Here is a 16,407-nt window from a genome sequence, read left to right as displayed (position 1 = left end):
GGCCGCGGGGGCCCCCCCCGGGGGGGCGGGGGGGGGGGGGCCGGGGCGGGGGCCCCCCCCCCCCGGGGGGGGGCCCGCGCCCCCCGGCGGAGATGCGGTGGACGGGCCACCGCGCGGTTCCTCGCCGGGTGGCCGCCGTTCGCTCATCGAGCGTGGTTGAGCTGGATGTGTTTGGTCCGCGAGAAGTCTTGGAGCGCGTACACCGACAGGTCCCGCCCGTAGCCGGATCCCTTGAACCCGCCCCACGGGACCTCGCTGGCGAGCACGAGGTGGCTGTTGACCCACACCGTGCCGAAGTCCAGGCGGCGCGGAACGTCGAGGGAACGCGCGGCGTTCGTCGTCCACACCGAGGCCGCCAGCCCGTACACGACATCGTTCGCCCTGGTCACGGCCTCCTCCTCGTCCTGGAAGGTCTCGACCGTGATCACCGGCCCGAAGATCTCCTCCCGCGAGGCCTCGGTCCCCTGCTCGACGTCGACGAGGACGGTCGGTGCCAGGAAGAAACCGGGGCCGGGCAGCGCGCGGCCGCCCACGACGGCGCGGGCGCCTTCGCCCTCGGCGCGCTCGACGAACCCCCGCACGCGGTCCAGCTGGGCCTGCGAGATCAGCGGACCGACCTCGATGTCGTCCCCGGCGCCGGGTTCGCCGACTGCGATGGCGCCCACCTGCTCGGCGAGCAGCTCGACGAACCGGTCCGCGACGCTCTCGTGCACGAGCACGCGGGTGCCCGCGCCGCATTCCTGCCCGGAGTTCCAGTACCCGGCGGTGCGCAGCGCTTCGGCGGCGGCTTCGAGATCGGCGTCCTCGAAGATCACCACGGGCGCCTTGCCGCCGAGTTCCAGGTGCACCCGCTTGACGGAGTCGGCCGCGGCCGCCGCGCCGGCCCGGCCGCTGCCGACGCTGCCGGTGACGGCGACGAGGTCGATCTGCGGGTGCTCGGCCAGCGCCGCGCCGACCACGGGACCGATCCCCAGCACGACGTTGAACACCCCGGCGGGCAGCAGGTCGCGCACCACGTCGGCGAGCAGCAGCAGCGTCAGCGGCGTCTGCTCGGCGGGCTTGACGATCACGGTGTCGCCGACGGCGAGGATCGGCGCGATCTTCCACGCGGCCATCAGCAGCGGGTAGTTCCACGGCACGATCGCGCCGACGACGCCGACCGGTTCGCGCAGCAGGATCGAGGTGTGGTCGCGCACGTACTCGGCGGCCCCGGCCTCGGTGAAGGCGCGGCCCGCGCCCGCGGCGAACCGGAAGACGTCGACGGTGCCCTGGACGTCGTCGGCGGCGACGGTGCGGGGTTTGCCGGTGTCGAGGGATTCCAGCCGGGCGAACTCGTCCGCGCGCGCCTCGACGCGGCTCGCGATCTCCAGCAGGAGGTCGGCGCGTTCGCGCGGGGTGGTCCGGCCCCAGTCGGCGAAAGCGGCGCGTGCGGCGGCGGCCGCCCGGTCCACGTCGGCGCGGGTGCCGCTGGGCACTTCGGCGACGGTCCCGCCGGTGGACGGATCGATCAGGGCGATCGTCTCGGCGGCGGTGGTGTGGAAGGCGCCGTCGATGAAGTGCCCGAGGGGCGGGAACGAGTCGCGGGCGGGGGTGCGTTCGCCCGCGCGGCGCATCACGGCGTTGGCGTTGTCGTGGGTGCTGGTCCGGGACATGGGAAATCCTTTCGTCTCGGCGTGATCCGTCGATAACCTAGGATGTGATCACAGATCACATACTCCCTTCCGGGAACGGCTTCGCGCAAGGAGGCAGCGTGGAACGCGACGGATCCGAGCGCGCCAAGGGCACCGCCGCATCGTTGGCCGCATCAGCCCTCTTCGGCGGAATCTTCCTCACCTCGGGGCTGGTCGACGCATCGGCCGAGGCGGTGTTCGGCTGGCGCGTCATCCTGACCGCCGCGTTCTACCTCGCGCTGCTCGGCACCCGCCGCGGCCGGGCGCACGCGGCGGCGTTCCGGACCGCGCTCCGCGCCCGGTGGTGGCGCCCGCTCGCGTTCGTGGCGCTCTCCGCCCTCATCGGGCTCCAGCTGTGGCTGTTCGCGTGGGCGCCGGTGCACGAGCACGCGCTCGACGCCTCGCTCGGCTTCCTGCTGCTGCCGATCGTGCTGGTGATCGTCGGCCGGCTGGTCTTCGGAGCCGCTGTGAGCCGGGTGCAGTGGATCGCGGTGGGGATCGCCGCCGCCGCGGTGGCGATCCGGATCGGCACCACGCTGGCGCTGTCCTGGGTGACGTTCGTGGTCGCGGTCGGGTACGCGGTGTACTTCACCGCCCGCAAGCGCGCGGGCCTGGACGGTCCGGCCGCGTTCGGCGGCGAGGTGCTGCTCGGCGCGCCGTTCGCGATCGCCCTCGTGTTCGCCGTCCCCGGGGCGAGCACGCCGGGCGGGCAGGCCGCGGTGCTCGCCGCCGGCCTCGCCGGAGCGGTCGCGATGAGCGCCTACCTGGCCGCGTCCGGCCTGCTGCCGATGCCGCTGTTCGGCCTGCTGAGCTACGTCGAGCCGGTGCTGCTGTTCGCCGCCGCGCTGCTGCTGGGCGAACGGCTGGACGCGGCGTCGATCGGCGTCTACGGGCTGCTGGCGGTGGCGCTGGCGCTCCTGGCCGCCGACGGCTTCCGGGGGCGCCGGGCGCGGCCGCGCCGGGCCGAGCTCCCGCGGGACGCGGTGGCCGTCAGCCGGAGCGCTGCGCGGCCAGCAGCGCCTCGATCCGACCGGTCGCGTCCCGCAGCGACTCGTCCGAAGCCGTGGCGGCGGCCTCGGCGTCGTGCCGCTCCGCGGCAGCGATGAGCCGTTCCTGGTACAGCCACAGCGAATCGTCCGCTGCCGTCTCGACCGTACCCTGCGCACCGACGATCTTGTACGGGCGGCACTGCCGCCACAGGTTGCGGATCAGCTGCACCAGCACCGGGTTCCCGGAGGCCGCGTACAGCGTCTCCAGGACGGCCTCATCGTGGTCGAGGCTCTCGACGACGCGCCGTTCGCGGAGGCTGACGAGCATCCGCTCGTACTCGGCGCGCATCGTGGCGAGCCCGGCCGCGTCGATGCGCTCGGCTCCGGCGCGCGCGGCGGCCACCTCCAGCACCCGCCGCGCCTCGTACACGTGGATGAGCTCTTCGAGCGAGAGCCCGCGGACGACGGCGCCCTTGTGCGGTTCGCGCTCGACCAGCCCGGCCTCCTCCAGCCGCCGGATCGCCTCCCGGACCGGCATGACGCTGGTGCCGACCTCCGCGGCGACGTCCCGGATCCGCAGCCGCGCGCCCGCGGCGAACTCGCCGTTCAAGATCGCGTCGTGCAGGAACTCGTAGACCTGGTCGGTCAGCAGGGTCGGCTCGATGCGTCGGGAGGTGGCCACGGATCACAGGTTAGTTGCGTCGATCGCGGGTCGCCGCAACCCGTACCTGCGGCTGCGCCCCGCCGCCGCGTCCACTCCGGGGCCGGTTGAGTTCATACCCCCGAAAGGGTTGATTTGATTTGTGATCACAGATTACATTCTCGGGTCAGTGGCGCCCATCACCGCTCCGGCCTGATCGCAGCGGGGCGCGCGCCCCACCCTGACCGCCCGGCCCAGCCCGGACGAGTTCATCCCAACGGAGGGAGGCGTCGTGGACGACCCGTGGCCATGCCCGGTGCGCACCGCGCCGCACCGCCTCCCCCGCTCCTCCCGCCCGGACGCGCCCCCTCGCGGCCGCGACCTCCGCGCGCCCGGACCACCGGCACGCCCCGCACCGCGGGAAGCGCCCGCACGACCGCCGCTCGACGGCACCCACCTCGCGGACCACGAATGGAGTGACAGATGAAGGACGCGATCGTCATCGGAGCCGGCCTGGCCGGCCTGTCGGCGGCCTGGCGGCTCCGGCACTGGGACGCGCTGCTCCTCGAAGCCGACGAGCGCGTGGGCGGCCGGATCCGCTCGGAACGCCGCGGGCGCTACTGGTTGAACTGGGGCGGGCACGTCTTCGCCGGCGCCGACTCCTCCACCGACGCGCTGCTCAACGAGATCGGCGTCGCCGCGATGGCCGTCCCCGGCTCGCTGCAGGCGCTGGCGATGAACGGGAAGTTCCTCAAGAAGGGCCACATCGCGACCTACCCGTTCCGGATCCCGATGCCCACCGCGGCGCGGATCGGCACCGTGCGCGCCGGGCTCAAGGTCGTCGCCGAAGTCGCCCGCTACACCGGCGTGGTGCGCAAGCGCCCCGGCGAATCCGGTGCCGCGCGGCAGCAGCGCATCTACGACTTCGCCAACGACCGCTCGTTCCAGGACTTCGTCGGGAACCTGCCCGAGGACGCGGCGGCGCTGTTCCGGACGACCGTCACCCGCTCGGCCGGGGACATGGACCAGATCTCGGCCGGGGCGGGCATCGGCTACTTCAGCCTGGTGCTCGGCTTCGGGCAGGGCCTCAGCCGCGGCATCGTCGGCGGCCCTTCCACCCTCACCGAAACGATCTCGGCCGCGCTCGGCGACCGCGTCCGGCTCGGCGCCGCCGTCCAGGAGATCGTGCGCAAACCCGGCTCCGTGGTGGTGCGCTACCGCCAGGACGGCGTGGACCACGAGGTCGAGGCCCGGACCGTCGTGCTCGCCACCACCGCCGACGTCTCGCACCGCATCGGGGTGGACCTGCCCGCCGAACTCCGCGACGCGCTGGGCCGCATCGAGTACGGGCCGCACGTCAGCTCCGCCTTCCTCACCGACGAGACCTCCGCGCGCCCCTGGGACGACATCTACGCGATCGCCGCCCCGAAGCGCTCGTTCGCGATCGCGCTGAACCAGGCGAACCTGGTGCGCGGCACCGAATCCGCGCGGCAGCCCGGCGGCAGTTTCATGACCTTCTCCCCCGCCTCGCTCGGCCGGGCACTGCTGGACAAGTCCGACGACGAGGTGGTGGGCACCCACCTGGCCGACCTCGACCAGATCCTCGGGCACGGCTTCGCGGACACCGTCGTCGAAGCGGAAGCGGAGCGCTGGGCGGTCGCCTCCCCGTACTCGTTCCCCGGCCGCGCCAAGCTCCAGTCCACGCTCACCCGCGGCGCCGACCGCGTGTTCCTCGCCGGCGACTACCTCGGAACGCTCTACACCGAGAGCGCCATCACCTCCGGTTTCTCGGCCGCGCAGGAGGCAGCGAGCCTCCTCGCCACCGAACGGCGACCCCACCGGGCCGCACCCGCGCCCGCTGTCGTCTGACCCGCCACACCGTCGCAGCAGAGAAGGAGAAACACCCGTGACGAACAACCTCAACGGCGTCCTCACCGCTCTGGTCACACCGTTCGACCAGGACGAGGCGATCGACCTGCCCGTGCTGAAGAAGGTCGTCGACCGCTCCGTCGAGTCCGGTGTGGACGGTGTCGTCGCCGCCGGCTCCACCGCCGAGGTCGGCGCGCTGAGCCCGGACGAGCGGCTCCGCCTCGTCGACACCGTCGTCGAGCACACCGCGGGCCGGGTCCCGGTCGTGGCGCAGACCGGCGCCACCAGCACCGCCGAAGCCATCCGGCTCTCCCGCGCCGCCGAGCGCAGCGGCGCCGACGTGCTCATGCTCGTCACCCCGTTCTACGAGCCGATCACGCTCGACGAGACCGTCGCGTACCTCGAAGACGTCGCAGCCTCGGTCGAACTGCCGATCATGCTCTACAACATCCCCGCCGCGACCGGTGTCAACCTCGACCCGGAGACCGTGCGCGGGCTCGCCGAGAGCACCGGCAACATCCGGTACATCAAGGACTCCAGCGCCAACTGGGAGCAGGCGCTGCAGCTGATCCACCACCACCGCGACGTCATCGGCACCTTCATCGGCTGGGACGTCTACATCTACAGCGCGCTCGTCGAAGGCGCCGCGGGCGTCATGGCCGGTGCGGCCAACGTCGTCCCGGAGGAGATCGTGGCGGTCAGCCGGAGCATCGCCGAGGGCGACCTGTCCGGTGCGCTCGCGCGGTGGAAGGCGCTGTACCCGGTCATCGACTCGCTCATCTCCGCGCCGTTCATCCCCGCGGTGAAGGCCGGGGTCGCGCTGCGCGGGCTCGACGTCGGCTCGCCGCGGCGCCCCACCTCGCCGCTCGACGAGGTGAGCACGGCCCGCGTGGAGGAAGCGCTGGCCGCGATCCGGGAGGAGGCGCGGTGATATGGACCTGTCCTCCCTCGCGGAACGCCTCTCGGCGGTAGCCGACGCCATCTGGACGCCGATGGCCTACTTCGCCATCGCACTGGGCGTGCTGTTCACGATCGCGACCAAGGCGGTGCAGTTCCGCCGCGTCCCGGACATGCTCCGGCAGCTGCGGGACACGCCGGGCGAGTCCGGCGGGCTGTCCTCGTTCCAGGCGCTGGTGCTCGCACTCGGCAGCCGCGTCGGCGTGGGCAGCATCGCCGGGGTCGCGACCGCGATCGGCGGCGGTGGCCCGGGCGCGCTGCTGTGGATGGGCCTCACCGGGCTCGTCGGCTGCACCGTCGGCTACGCCGAAGCGGCCCTGTCCCAGGTGTTCAAGCGCCAGGTGCAGGACGAGGACCGGCAGAAGGCGAACGAGGACATCGGAGGCATGCCGTACTACATCAAGCACGGCCTGCGGATCCCGTTCCTCGGCGGGCTCGTCGCGGTCCTCGGCCTCGTCGGGTACGGGTTCGTCTTCCCCGGGTTCCAGGTGAGCACCATCGCCTCCAGCGCGAAGCTCGCGTTCGGGCTGCCGTCGTGGATCCCGGCGCTGATCATCACCGCGCTGATCGCGGCGATCATCTTCGGCGGCACCACCCGCATCGTGAAGGTGACGCAGCTGCTCGTGCCGGTGCTGGCGGTCGGCTACCTGGTGCTGGCCCTCGCGGTGATCGGCACGAACATCGAGAACGTGCCCGCGGCGGTGTCGCTCATCGTGCGTTCCGCGTTCGGGCAGGAACCGATGCTGGCCGGGATCACCGGTGCGGCCGTGGCGTGGGGCGTGCGGCGGGCCGTGTTCGCCTCGGCGAACGGGCTCGGCGAGGCGACCTTCGCGGCCGCCGCGGCGCGCACCTCGCACCCCGGCAAGCAGGGTCTGGTGCAGAGCTTCAGCATCTACATCGACGTGCTGCTGATCTGCATGGCGACCGGGCTGATGATGGTGGTGTCCGGGAAGTACAACGTCTCGGACCACTCCGGCGGGTTCTTCATCGAGAACGTGCCGGGCCTCGACGCCGGGCCGAACTGGGTGCAGGCGGCCATCGACACGCTCGTTCCCGGGTGGGGCGCTGGATTCGTCGCCGTGGCGGTGCTGTTGTTCGGATTCACCTGCCTGCTGCTGTACTTCTACGTCGCGAACTCGAACCTGCTCTTCCTGCTGGACGGGCGGAAGGGTCCGGGGTGGACGATGGTGCTGCGGCTGGGCACGGTCGCGGTGGTGTTCGCCGGTTCGGTGCTCGACGCGGACCTGGTGTGGGCCGCGGGCGACATCGGGCTCGGGCTGATCGCGTGGGTCAACCTGGCGTGCCTGGTGCTGCTGTACCCGGTCGTGCACAAGATCTGCCGCGACTACGACCGGCAGCGCAAGCTCGGCGTCGACCCGGTCTTCGACCCGGTGGCGCTGAACATCAAGGGTGCGGACTTCTGGCACCCGGAACGGGCACCGGCCCCGACCGGGGCGTCCGCGCCGGTTCCGGGAGGGGCGGAACGGCCCGGCCCGGGCTGATCACGCCCGGCGCCGGTTCCGCCGCCTCCCCGGCGATCCGGCGTCGACCGCACCCGGTGGTGGAGCGCCGCGATCCGGTGCGCCACCACCGGCGTGCGGGGACCGCACCGGCCACGAGCGGACGTGCGGTGGCATCCGAGCTCGATCCGCGGTTCCCCGGAGCACGTGGCCGGAGCACCGGGACGACGCGCGCCGGATCACCGGCCTGCGGGTCGGCGTCGAGGTCAGCACCCGCCGCGGCGCCGCGGCCCGGGAGCAGCGCGGCGCTCAGCCGAGGAGGCGCCGGATCTCGCGGACCACCACGTCCGGTTCCGCGATCGGCACCTGGTGACCGGAGAGCTCCGCCACCACGTGCCTGCCCGCCGGGGACTGCGCGGCCCGGTGCGCGTGGCTCGCGTTCGCGTCGGCCCGCACCGTCGCGTTCATGCCGCCGCCGGTGCGGCCCCCGGAGATCACCACGACCGCGAGGTCGCCGAGGTCCGGCGGTGCGGCGCGGAAGGCGAGCAGCTCGTCGAGGAAGGTGCGCGACTGCTCGGCCTGGGTGCGCACCAGCCGCGGGGTGAACCCCTCGCGCGCCAGATCGCGGCGCGCGTCCGCGGGCAGCGGCCGCACCATCGGCCGGCACAGCGGTCCGAGCAGGCGAGCACGGGCCAGCATCAGGTTGATCCGGACCACCCACTTCTCGGCGGTGCGGAACGCGGGCGTGAACAGCGTCCGCGACGCCTCGTCGCTCGGGTCCACGAGGACGAGCCCCGCGACCCGCTCCGGCCGGTCGGCGGCGGCGAGGCGGATGAGCGGTCCGCCCGCGCTGTGCCCGACGAGCACGAACGGCCCGGGCCCGAGCGCGTCGAGCACCGAGCCGAGGTCGTCAGCCATCCGCCGCAGCGTGCGGGAGACCGGATCGGGTTCGCTGGCGCCCAGCCCGCTGCGGTCGTAGACGACGGCCCGGGCGAACTCGGCGACGGCCGGTTGCACCAGCGCCCACGTGCTACCGGTCCCTGCCGCCCCCGCCTCGAAGACCACGGTCGGCGCACCGGGTGGCCCTTCCAGCTCTCGTCCGTGCAAGGTGCGGCCGTCCGACGTCCTGAACCGGCGCACCGCGCCCTGCACGTGCTCCGCGCGATCTCCCATGATGGAGCAAGGCTTACCACACCGAAGCGGCCGGGAAGCGCGCCGCGCAACACCTCGCCGAGGGAGGCGCGCACGGTGTTCGGCACCGGGCGGCGCGCAGAGGAACTCGCCAAGGCCGTCGCGGGCCGGCGGGACCGCTCAGCGGTCGTCTGCCGCGCCGGGGGTGAACGGGGCGCGCAGGAGCTCGCCGTCCCGCTCCGCGCTCCGGCGCTGGGTTTCCGGGACCTCGGCTTCCGGGCCCGGCGCGAGGAACGCGACCGGGGCGACCGGCGCGCGCGGGGCGACCACGCGAGGGGCCGGGGCCGTGCGGGTCGGGTGATCGGTTGCGGAGAGGTTCATCGGTCGATCCTTTCGAAGTGGGATGTCCGCCGTGCGGCGGAGTTCCGGGTCAGCCCGTGACGAGCACCCGGCCGCCGCCGACGACGGCGAGCTGGCGGTGGGCGCTGGCCACGGCCTCGGCTTCGGTGCCGATGACCCGTGCGGTGTGCTGGCCCTCGGCATCGGTGATCTGCCAGGCGTCCTCGGCCAAGGTCAGCGCGACGTACCGGATCCGGCGCATCAGGCCGGGACCTCGGCGGGACGGCGCCCGGACGTTCGCCTCGGCACCACCTCGCCACCGGCCGGGAAAGCCTCCACCCCGGCGGCGCGCAACGCGGTCCGCACGGCAGGTGCCGCACCGGTGATGCGCAGCCGCAGTCCTCTGTGGACCGCGTAGGCGTCGGCGGCGGCGAGGAGGTCCACCCCCGCCGGGTCGATCTCCCCGGCCGCCGCGAGGTCCACGACGGTCTGCGGTGGCGCGGTCAGCAGGTGGGGCCAGAGCCGCTCGGCCAGCGTCGCCACCTCGGCTCCGGCGAGGTCACCGCGCACGGTGAACGGGACGGGTTTGTTCGTGATCAAGTGGGGTGTGATGGCCCGCATGGGATCTCCAGCACGAGTAGTCGGATGGGCGCGGCACGGCGCGGACGCGAGGCGTCGCAGCTGCGGGCCGCAGGGAGGAACGTGGGCCGGGAACGCACCGCGCTGAGCGGGATTCGACTCGACCGGAAGGTGGAACACCGGTGCGCGACGAGCGACGGGAGGAGGGTCGCGCCCTGAGTGGGCGGCGTCCTCGCCGTGGTGGGGTCGTCGCTGCTCCCGGTCCGTCCGGCACGCCTCGGCCGCGGGGCGGCGGGCAGGTGCGGGACGGGAAGGTACCGCGGTCTCCGGCTCGCGCGGATCGCACGAGCCGGAGAGCGGCTCAGCGCGAAATCAGACCGCGCGGACGAGCTCGGCCTGCGGGCCCTTCGGACCCTGGGTGACGTCGTACGAGACGGCCTGGTTCTCCTCGAGGCTGCGGAAGCCCGCGCCGTCGATGGCCGAGTAGTGCACGAACACGTCCGGACCGCCCGCGTCGGGGGCGATGAAACCGAAGCCCTTTTCCGCGTTGAACCACTTCACGGTTCCCTGAGCCATGTGCATCTCCATTCGAAAGCTGGGAAGTATCACGGACCACACGTGCGTGGAGGCCCGGGCCGGGTGATCTCAGACGGCGGCTTCACTCCAGCTAACCAAAGACAGCAGCTCGCCCGCATCCACAATCCTGCGAGCGTGCGCGAACACGAACCCAGAAACAACGACCACCACAGAGGTTACACGTCGCGGACGACCTTGGCCACCGAGACGACCTCCGGCGCGCCGAACCCGCCCGCGCCCACCCCGGACACCCGCGCGGGCCGGGCACCGGAGGAGCACTCAAGTCCGATGTGGACGGACGTCGGACCGGCGACCGGATCCGGCCCCGCCGTCCGGGCCGCGGGCGAGTTCCCAGCGTTCTCACAGGAAGTTTCCCAGGAGTTCACGGGATGTTCGGCTACGTTCCCGATCATGTTCTTCCGCAGGCGAGGTGGGTCGCCTCCGTCGAGGCACCGTTCTCGCACCGACCCCGACGAAGCCCACGTGGCACCCGTTCCCGACACCCGCGAGGTGGGGAGCCGGTTCCGCGCTCCGGGCAAGCTGCACGCGTTCAACCGCTACGAGCTCAAATACCTGGTCCCGGCGACGCAGATCGCCGAAGTCCGGGCCGAGCTCGCCGCCCGCATGGAGGTGGACCACCACTCCGGTCCGGGCGGCTACGACGTGTGGAGCCTGTACTACGACACCCGGCGGCTGCGCTTCTACTACGAGAAGATCGAGGGCCTGAAGTTCCGCCGGAAGCTCCGGATCCGCCGCTACGGTGAGCCCGCCGAGCACGCGCCCGTCTCGGTGGAGATCAAGCAACGGGTGAACCGGGTGACGCAGAAGCGCCGGGTGCTGCTGCCGTACGACGTGGCCCGCCGGCTGTGCGACCAGCGGGAACGCATCGAGCACCCGGGCGCCGACCAGGTCTTCGTCGACGAGGTCCTCGACCTGATCGTCCGGCTGGACCTGCGCCCGGTCGCGATGACCGGGTACCGGCGCGAGGCCTACGTGGGCGTCGACGCCGACCTCGGGCTGCGCGTGACGATGGACCACCGGATCCGCGGCCGCGACCGCGACTTCGACCTGAACGCGGAGACCGAGAACCGCTACATCCTCAGCCCGCACTACGCGGTGCTGGAGGTCAAGGCCAACGAGCGCGCGCCGTACTGGATCACCGATCTCGCCGCCCGCCACGGCCTGCAGATCCAGCGGATCTCCAAGTACTGCCAGTCCGTGGAGGCGCACGGCCTGGCCCCGCGCTCGATCTTCCACCTTCCCGAAGAGGACGTCGTCGCCGAGTCGCGGCCGGACGTCCCGCAGAAAGAACGCGAGCTCCTCCCATGAACCTCGACTTCGGATTCACCGACCTGTCCGGCACGTTCAGCGTCCTGGACGTGGCCATCGCGCTGCTGCTGTCGTTCGCGTGCAGCCTCGTGGTCGCCTGGACCTACCGGTCCACCCACCGCAACATCTCCTACAGCCAGAGCTACGTGCACACGCTGATCGTGCTCGGCATGATCATCTCGTTGATCATGCTGGTGGTCGGGTCCAACATCGCCCGGGCGTTCGCGCTGGTCGGCGCCCTGTCGGTGGTGCGGTTCCGCAACGCCATCAAGGAGACCCGCGACGTCGGGTTCATCTTCCTCGTCATGGGCATCGGCATGGCCTGCGGGACGCGCTTCTACACGCTCGCGATCATCGCCACGGTGCTGGTCTGCGCGGTGGTCCTGCTCATGCACCGGCTCAACTGGTTCGCGCTGGACGTGCAGCGCCAGGTCGTCAAGGTGCAGGTCCCGGCCGACGGCGACGACCGCGGCCCGGCGATCGACGACGTGCTCATCCGGTTCACCGACGAGTACGAGCTGATCAGCACCGAGACGGTGCGCGGCGGCGCGCTGCTGGAGATGGCCTACACCGCGCGGTTGAAGAAGAACGTCAAGCCGGGCGCCGTGATCGAGGCCCTGCGCGAGGTCAGCTCCGGGCAGAAGGCGACCGTCCTGACCGGGTACGACCAGACGGACATGTGAGATGACCAGCCCACAGGATCCCGAGGCGCCGAAGCGCCGGTGGCGGCACCGCGTCCCGGTGCGGCTGCGCCACCACTGGAAGGTCCCGGCGGGCCTGCTCGCGGTCGTCGCCGTGCTGCTGCTCGTCTTCGGGGACGCGAGGGTCCGGCCCCTGTTCGTCGCGGAACCGGTCGTGCAGGAGAGCATCACCCAGGACATCGCCGGGACCGGCGACCTGTTCGACGGCGGGGACCACCGCATCGAGGTCCGGTTCGACCAGGCCGAGTACGCCGACATGATGCGCACCTTCCGCGAGGAGGGCGAGAAGCAGTTCATCCGCGCCGACATCACCATCGACGGAACCGCGGTGGAGGACGTGGGGCTGCGGCTCAAGGGCAACTCGACCCTGATGAGCCTGCGCGGGCAGGACGGGAGGGGCCCCGGCGGCATGCCCGGCGGCGGCCCGGACGCGGAGGTCCCGAGAGGTGGCGGGCAAGACCCCGCCGCCGATGCGCCCGCGGACGACACCGGCACGGCCGTGGACGGGGCGGAACCTCCCGCCGATGGTGCGGAGACTCCCGCCGACGAGGCCGACGCTCCGGCCGACGGCGCGGAGCCTCCCGCCGACGACGCCGGGGACCGGCAGCAGAACCGCCGCGGCGGCCCGTCCATGGCATCGCTGTCCGAAGACGAGCCCGAGAAGCTGCCGTGGCTCATCAGCTTCGAGGAGTTCGCCGAAGGACGCGCCTACCAAGGCCACAGCGAGATCACGCTGCGCCCGGAGGCGGGCGGCACCGCGACCGCCCTCAACGAGGCCCTCGCCCTGGAGCTGACCGCGGCCGCCGGGGAGACGACGCAGCCGTACACGCTCACCACGGTCAGCGTCAACGGCGGCGCGGCGGTGCCGCGGTTGCTGCTCGACCCGCCCGACGCGGCGTGGGCCGAGCAGCACGGCGACGGCGTGCTCTACAAGGCGCGGGCCGGCGGGTCCTTCGAGTACCTGGGCGACGACCCCACCGACTACGAGGAGGCGTTCAAGCAGATCAACAGCGAGGGCGACTACGACCTGCAGCCGGTGCTGGACCTGCTGTCGTTCGTCGACGAGGCCGACGACGAGGAGTTCGCCGCGGAACTGGACGAGCACGTGGACACCGCCTCGTTCGCGCGGTACCTCGCGCTGCAGAACCTGATGTCCAACGGCGACGCCATGGACGGGCCCGGGAACAACTACTACCTCTGGTACGACACCGGGCAGGACCGCTTCACCGTGCTGTCCTGGGACCTGAACCTGTCGTTCAGCGGCATGGGGATGGGCCCGGGCGGAGGCGGTCCGGGCGAGGAACCCGGCGGCGGAGCAGGAGATCAAGGCGGTGTGCCCGGTCAACCCGGTGGCGGGATGCCCGGTGGCGGGATGCCCGGCGGTCCGGACGGCGAGCAGCCCGGCGGACGCCCGGGCGGTTCCGGCGGCGGACCTCGCGGCAGCGGCGCCCTCAAGGAGCGCTTCCTCGCCGACGAGCACTTCCGCGCCGCCTACGAGCAGGCCTACGCGGACCTGCACCGCGACCTGATCGCCGACGGCACCGCGATCGCGCTGCTCGACCGCGTCACCACCCGGGCCGAAGGCGCCGGGGACGAAGCGGCCCGCACCGCCCGCGACACCCTCGCCCAGCAGATCACCACCACCAGCCCCACCCCGCGCGAGGACGTCGGCATCGGCCCGCCGGGCAGGTGACCGCACCCCGGACTGGGAGGGCCGCACCCGTCCCGGTCCGGGGCTCACCTGCGGTGTGCACGGGGTGGAACCGGGTGCTCGCGCTGCGTGGCGCACCCGGTTCGAGATCACCCCGTCCCCCGGTGCGTAGCCTGTGCCGCGGTTTCGCGGTGATCGGCCGTTCGCCGTTCCGCGGACCGGTTCGGACGGCTCGCGCAGGTGCGCCCTCGAACGGTCGGGGGCCACCGGGCGGTGGCAGCAGGAGGAGTGTCGTGGGTTCATCCCGGTTGAAGCGTTCGCGGAACGCCGCGCTGGCGGCCACGGTCGTCGCCACCGCCGTCGGCCTGTCCTCGGTCCCGGCGACCGCGGAACCGGCGGGCAGCGCGACCGACGCGCAGAAGCAGCTCAAGGAGCTGGGGCGCCAGGCCGAGGAGCTCACCGAGGCCTACAAGAAGGCGCAGGACGACCACGCCGCGCGGCAGGACGAGCTGGGCCGGGCGAACGCCGAAGCGGAGCAGGCCGGGCGCACGACCGCCGACGCGCGCGCCGAGGAAGAGCGCTTCCGCGGCCAGGTCGACCAGTTCGTGCACGCCTCCTACCAGGGCGCCCGGATGAGCAAGCTGTCCGCGCTGCTGGTCAGCGAATCGCCGAACGAGTTCCTGGACCGCTCCTCCGCGCTGGACGTGCTCGCGCGGGACAACGACGACGCCGTCACCAAGCTCGCCGGGGCGACCGCCCAGGCCGAGCGGGGCGAGCGGGAAGCCAGGTCCGCGCACGAGCGGGCCGCTCGGGCCGAAGCCGACGCGGCGCGGCTGGAGGGCGAGATCGCGGGCAAGAAGGACGAGATGGACGCCCAGATCGCCAAGGTGAAGCAGCAGTACGAGAGCCTCACCGAGCAGGAGCAGGACTCGCTGTCCGGCGGCGGCAGCAAGGTGGGCTCGCTGATCGGCTCCGGCGCCGCGATCAAGGCGGTCAACGCCGCGCTGAGCAAGCAGGGCTCCCCGTACGTCTTCGGCGCGAAGGGCCCGAGCCAGTTCGACTGCTCCGGCCTCGTGCAGTGGTCGTTCAAGCAGGCCGGGGTGTCGCTGCCCAGCTCCACCCAGTCGCAGATCTCCGAGGGCGAGAAGGTCTCGCAGAGCGAGATGAAGCCCGGGGACGTGATCTTCTTCTACAGCTCCGGCAGCCACGACGGCATCTACCTCGGCAACGGCAAGATGGTGCACGCCCCGACCGAGGGGCAGACCGTGACCGTCGAAGAGGTCAAGTACATGGGAGAGATCAACTCGGTCCGCCGCTTCGCGGGGTGATCGCCGTTCCCCTGTTGCGTAGGGGACGGGTGGCGGAACCTCAGCGCTTTCCTCGCTGCGGGATCGTTTTCACAGGTGGCTCCGCCACATGCGAAAACGCTGTCCTCGCGAGGAAAGCGCTGAGAACCCGCTGCGGTGCCGGTTGATCAGGTGGCCGCTGCTCAGCGGCTTCGCCGCTGACAGGAGCCCGGCTTTCGGTCAGGTTGTGCCCAGGTGGCCGAAGGCCTTGTCCGTTGCCGCTCGTTCGGCGGTTCGGCGGACGGCTCGGGTGAGGACCGAGCCCGGTTCGACCGCGCTGGTGACCAGCGCGATCGACGCGGTGGGCGCGGGGTCGGCCAGCCGCAGCACCCGGGACCCGGCGGGCGGGTGCAGGGTGCGCAGCCAGGACTCGGGGACGATCGTCGCCCAGCGGCCGGTGCCGACGTGCGCGATCAAGGTCACCAGTGAATCGGACTCCAGGCGCGGCGCCACCGCCAGCTCGCGCGCGGAGATCGCCTCGTCGATGAGCTGGCGCCCGCGCATCCCCTCGTCCAGCAGGCACATCGGCAGTTCCAGCGCCTCCGGCCAGCTGATCGAGTCGGACTGGCCGGTGATCAGCTCACCGCTGGCCAGCAGCACGTGCCGTTCCTCGTAGAGCGGGGTGACCGCCAGGTCCGCCAGTTCCTGCTCCTTCGGGTGGATGATCCCGGCGTCCAGCTCGAACCGGCGGATCCGCTCCAGGATGTCCGCCGAGCGCATGTCCGTCGCCAACCGGACCCGCGCCAGCGGGTGCTCGGCGCAGAACGGGTCGGTGATCAGCGCGACGGTGCTCGCCGCGGCCGGGATCACGCCGAGCCGGAGCGTGCCGGTGAGGCCGGTCTGCAACGCCGCGGCCTCGTGCTTCAACGCGTCGTGCTCGGCCAGGACGCGCCGCGCCCACAGCACCAGCCGCTCCCCTTCCGGGGTGAGGCCCTCGTACTGGTGCCCGCGCCGCACCAGCGGCACCTTCAGCTCGTGCTCCAGCTTGCGGATCGCCTCGGACAGCGCCGGTTGGGACACGTAGCAGGCGTTGGCGGCGCGGGCGAAGTGCCCCTCCCGGGCGAGCACCACGAAGTACTCGAGCTGTCGGAACAACATGCCCCATTCGACCACGCCCAGTGCCCGGTCGGAGCGGCCTCTCCAGCCGATCGGCCGCACCGCGCGGGCGCC

16 protein-coding genes are annotated in these 16,407 nt (G+C 72.4%); 8 read left to right on the top strand and 8 right to left on the bottom strand.

Features of this window, described 5'->3' with window-relative positions:
- Positions 1-143: 143 nt before the first annotated feature.
- Positions 144-1,652: an aldehyde dehydrogenase family protein gene (locus tag LCD35_RS00850; protein ID WP_225043569.1), complete on the bottom strand. Its 1,509-nt coding sequence runs from the start codon at positions 1,650-1,652 to the stop codon at positions 144-146.
- A gap of 98 nt (positions 1,653-1,750) precedes the next feature.
- On the opposite strand from LCD35_RS00850, the gene rarD reads away from it, so the two are divergent.
- Positions 1,751-2,776 (top strand): EamA family transporter RarD, encoded by a 1,026-nt coding sequence (gene rarD, locus LCD35_RS00845; protein ID WP_225043568.1) that lies wholly within the window; start codon positions 1,751-1,753, stop codon positions 2,774-2,776.
- On the opposite strand, the gene LCD35_RS00840 is transcribed toward rarD, so the two are convergent.
- Positions 2,661-3,341 (bottom strand): GntR family transcriptional regulator, encoded by a 681-nt coding sequence (locus tag LCD35_RS00840; protein WP_224956355.1) that lies wholly within the window; start codon positions 3,339-3,341, stop codon positions 2,661-2,663. The two genes, rarD and LCD35_RS00840, sit on opposite strands and share 116 nt — an antisense overlap.
- 441 nt (positions 3,342-3,782) lie before the next feature.
- Here LCD35_RS00840 and LCD35_RS00835 point away from each other — a divergent pair, with 441 nt between their 5' ends.
- The 3 genes from LCD35_RS00835 to LCD35_RS00825 are packed head-to-tail and all read left to right on the top strand — an operon-like array spanning position 3,783 to position 7,627.
- Positions 3,783-5,168, top strand: coding sequence for an NAD(P)/FAD-dependent oxidoreductase (locus LCD35_RS00835; protein ID WP_224956354.1), 1,386 nt, complete (start codon positions 3,783-3,785; stop codon positions 5,166-5,168).
- Positions 5,169-5,205: 37 nt separating this feature from the next.
- Entirely contained in the window at positions 5,206-6,099 is an 894-nt protein-coding gene (gene dapA / locus LCD35_RS00830; protein ID WP_224956353.1) for a 4-hydroxy-tetrahydrodipicolinate synthase, read from the top strand.
- A 1-nt stretch (position 6,100) separates the two neighbouring features.
- Positions 6,101-7,627, top strand: coding sequence for a sodium:alanine symporter family protein (locus tag LCD35_RS00825; protein ID WP_224956352.1), 1,527 nt, complete (start codon positions 6,101-6,103; stop codon positions 7,625-7,627).
- Positions 7,628-7,894: 267 nt separating this feature from the next.
- Here the strand turns inward: LCD35_RS00825 and LCD35_RS00820 are convergent, their stop codons facing one another.
- The 5 genes from LCD35_RS00820 to LCD35_RS00800 form a co-directional block, all read right to left on the bottom strand.
- On the bottom strand, positions 7,895-8,758 hold the full coding sequence (locus LCD35_RS00820) for an alpha/beta fold hydrolase (protein ID WP_225043567.1): 864 nt from the start codon (positions 8,756-8,758) through the stop codon (positions 7,895-7,897).
- 138 nt (positions 8,759-8,896) lie between these two features.
- Positions 8,897-9,097 carry a hypothetical protein gene (locus tag LCD35_RS00815; protein ID WP_224956350.1) on the bottom strand — a complete coding sequence of 67 codons (201 nt, stop codon included), beginning with the start codon at positions 9,095-9,097 and terminating at the stop codon, positions 8,897-8,899.
- A gap of 49 nt (positions 9,098-9,146) precedes the next feature.
- Positions 9,147-9,317, bottom strand: a complete 171-nt coding sequence (locus LCD35_RS00810) for a hypothetical protein (RefSeq protein ID WP_224956348.1) — start codon at positions 9,315-9,317, stop codon at positions 9,147-9,149.
- On the bottom strand, positions 9,317-9,676 hold the full coding sequence (locus LCD35_RS00805; protein WP_224956346.1) for an STAS domain-containing protein: 360 nt from the start codon (positions 9,674-9,676) through the stop codon (positions 9,317-9,319). The genes LCD35_RS00810 and LCD35_RS00805 overlap by 1 nt, the downstream gene beginning before the upstream one ends.
- Before the next feature lie 330 nt (positions 9,677-10,006).
- Positions 10,007-10,210: a cold-shock protein gene (locus LCD35_RS00800; RefSeq protein ID WP_224956345.1), complete on the bottom strand. Its 204-nt coding sequence runs from the start codon at positions 10,208-10,210 to the stop codon at positions 10,007-10,009.
- Positions 10,211-10,693: 483 nt separating this feature from the next.
- On the opposite strand from LCD35_RS00800, the gene LCD35_RS00795 reads away from it, so the two are divergent.
- The 4 genes from LCD35_RS00795 (at position 10,694) to LCD35_RS00780 (ending at position 15,219) form a co-directional block, all read left to right on the top strand.
- The gene (locus tag LCD35_RS00795; RefSeq protein ID WP_224965867.1) at positions 10,694-11,539 is read left to right on the top strand and encodes a polyphosphate polymerase domain-containing protein; all 846 of its coding nucleotides are present in this window, start codon (positions 10,694-10,696) and stop codon (positions 11,537-11,539) included.
- A complete protein-coding gene (locus LCD35_RS00790) occupies positions 11,536-12,222 on the top strand; it encodes a DUF4956 domain-containing protein (RefSeq protein ID WP_224965866.1) in 687 nt (228 codons plus the stop codon). Before LCD35_RS00795 ends, LCD35_RS00790 begins: the two co-directional genes overlap by 4 nt.
- Position 12,223: 1 nt before the next feature.
- A complete protein-coding gene (locus LCD35_RS00785) occupies positions 12,224-13,933 on the top strand; it encodes a CotH kinase family protein (RefSeq protein WP_225043566.1) in 1,710 nt (569 codons plus the stop codon).
- A 251-nt stretch (positions 13,934-14,184) separates the two neighbouring features.
- Positions 14,185-15,219: a C40 family peptidase gene (locus LCD35_RS00780; protein WP_224956341.1), complete on the top strand. Its 1,035-nt coding sequence runs from the start codon at positions 14,185-14,187 to the stop codon at positions 15,217-15,219.
- A 198-nt stretch (positions 15,220-15,417) separates the two neighbouring features.
- On the opposite strand, the gene LCD35_RS00775 is transcribed toward LCD35_RS00780, so the two are convergent.
- Complete coding sequence (locus tag LCD35_RS00775; protein ID WP_224956340.1) at positions 15,418-16,335, bottom strand: LysR family transcriptional regulator; 918 nt, start codon at positions 16,333-16,335, stop codon at positions 15,418-15,420.
- Between the last annotated feature and the right edge of the window lie 72 nt (positions 16,336-16,407).

Source organism: Saccharopolyspora sp. 6V (assembly GCF_020176785.1).
Taxonomy (GTDB): domain Bacteria; phylum Actinomycetota; class Actinomycetes; order Mycobacteriales; family Pseudonocardiaceae; genus Saccharopolyspora_C; species Saccharopolyspora_C gregorii.
This window is presented reverse-complemented; position numbering and strand designations above follow the sequence as displayed.

Coding starts and splice junctions, on each gene's coding strand:
- LCD35_RS00850 (WP_225043569.1), bottom strand. CDS start 1,652: ATGTCCCGGACCAGCACCCACGACAACGCCAACGCCGTGATGCGCCGC.
- LCD35_RS00835 (WP_224956354.1), top strand. CDS start 3,783: ATGAAGGACGCGATCGTCATCGGAGCCGGCCTGGCCGGCCTGTCGGCG.
- LCD35_RS00825 (WP_224956352.1), top strand. CDS start 6,101: ATGGACCTGTCCTCCCTCGCGGAACGCCTCTCGGCGGTAGCCGACGCC.
- LCD35_RS00820 (WP_225043567.1), bottom strand. CDS start 8,758: ATGGGAGATCGCGCGGAGCACGTGCAGGGCGCGGTGCGCCGGTTCAGG.
- LCD35_RS00815 (WP_224956350.1), bottom strand. CDS start 9,097: ATGAACCTCTCCGCAACCGATCACCCGACCCGCACGGCCCCGGCCCCT.
- LCD35_RS00810 (WP_224956348.1), bottom strand. CDS start 9,317: ATGCGCCGGATCCGGTACGTCGCGCTGACCTTGGCCGAGGACGCCTGG.
- LCD35_RS00805 (WP_224956346.1), bottom strand. CDS start 9,676: ATGCGGGCCATCACACCCCACTTGATCACGAACAAACCCGTCCCGTTC.
- LCD35_RS00800 (WP_224956345.1), bottom strand. CDS start 10,210: ATGGCTCAGGGAACCGTGAAGTGGTTCAACGCGGAAAAGGGCTTCGGT.
- LCD35_RS00790 (WP_224965866.1), top strand. CDS start 11,536: ATGAACCTCGACTTCGGATTCACCGACCTGTCCGGCACGTTCAGCGTC.
- LCD35_RS00785 (WP_225043566.1), top strand. CDS start 12,224: ATGACCAGCCCACAGGATCCCGAGGCGCCGAAGCGCCGGTGGCGGCAC.
- LCD35_RS00775 (WP_224956340.1), bottom strand. CDS start 16,335: ATGTTGTTCCGACAGCTCGAGTACTTCGTGGTGCTCGCCCGGGAGGGG.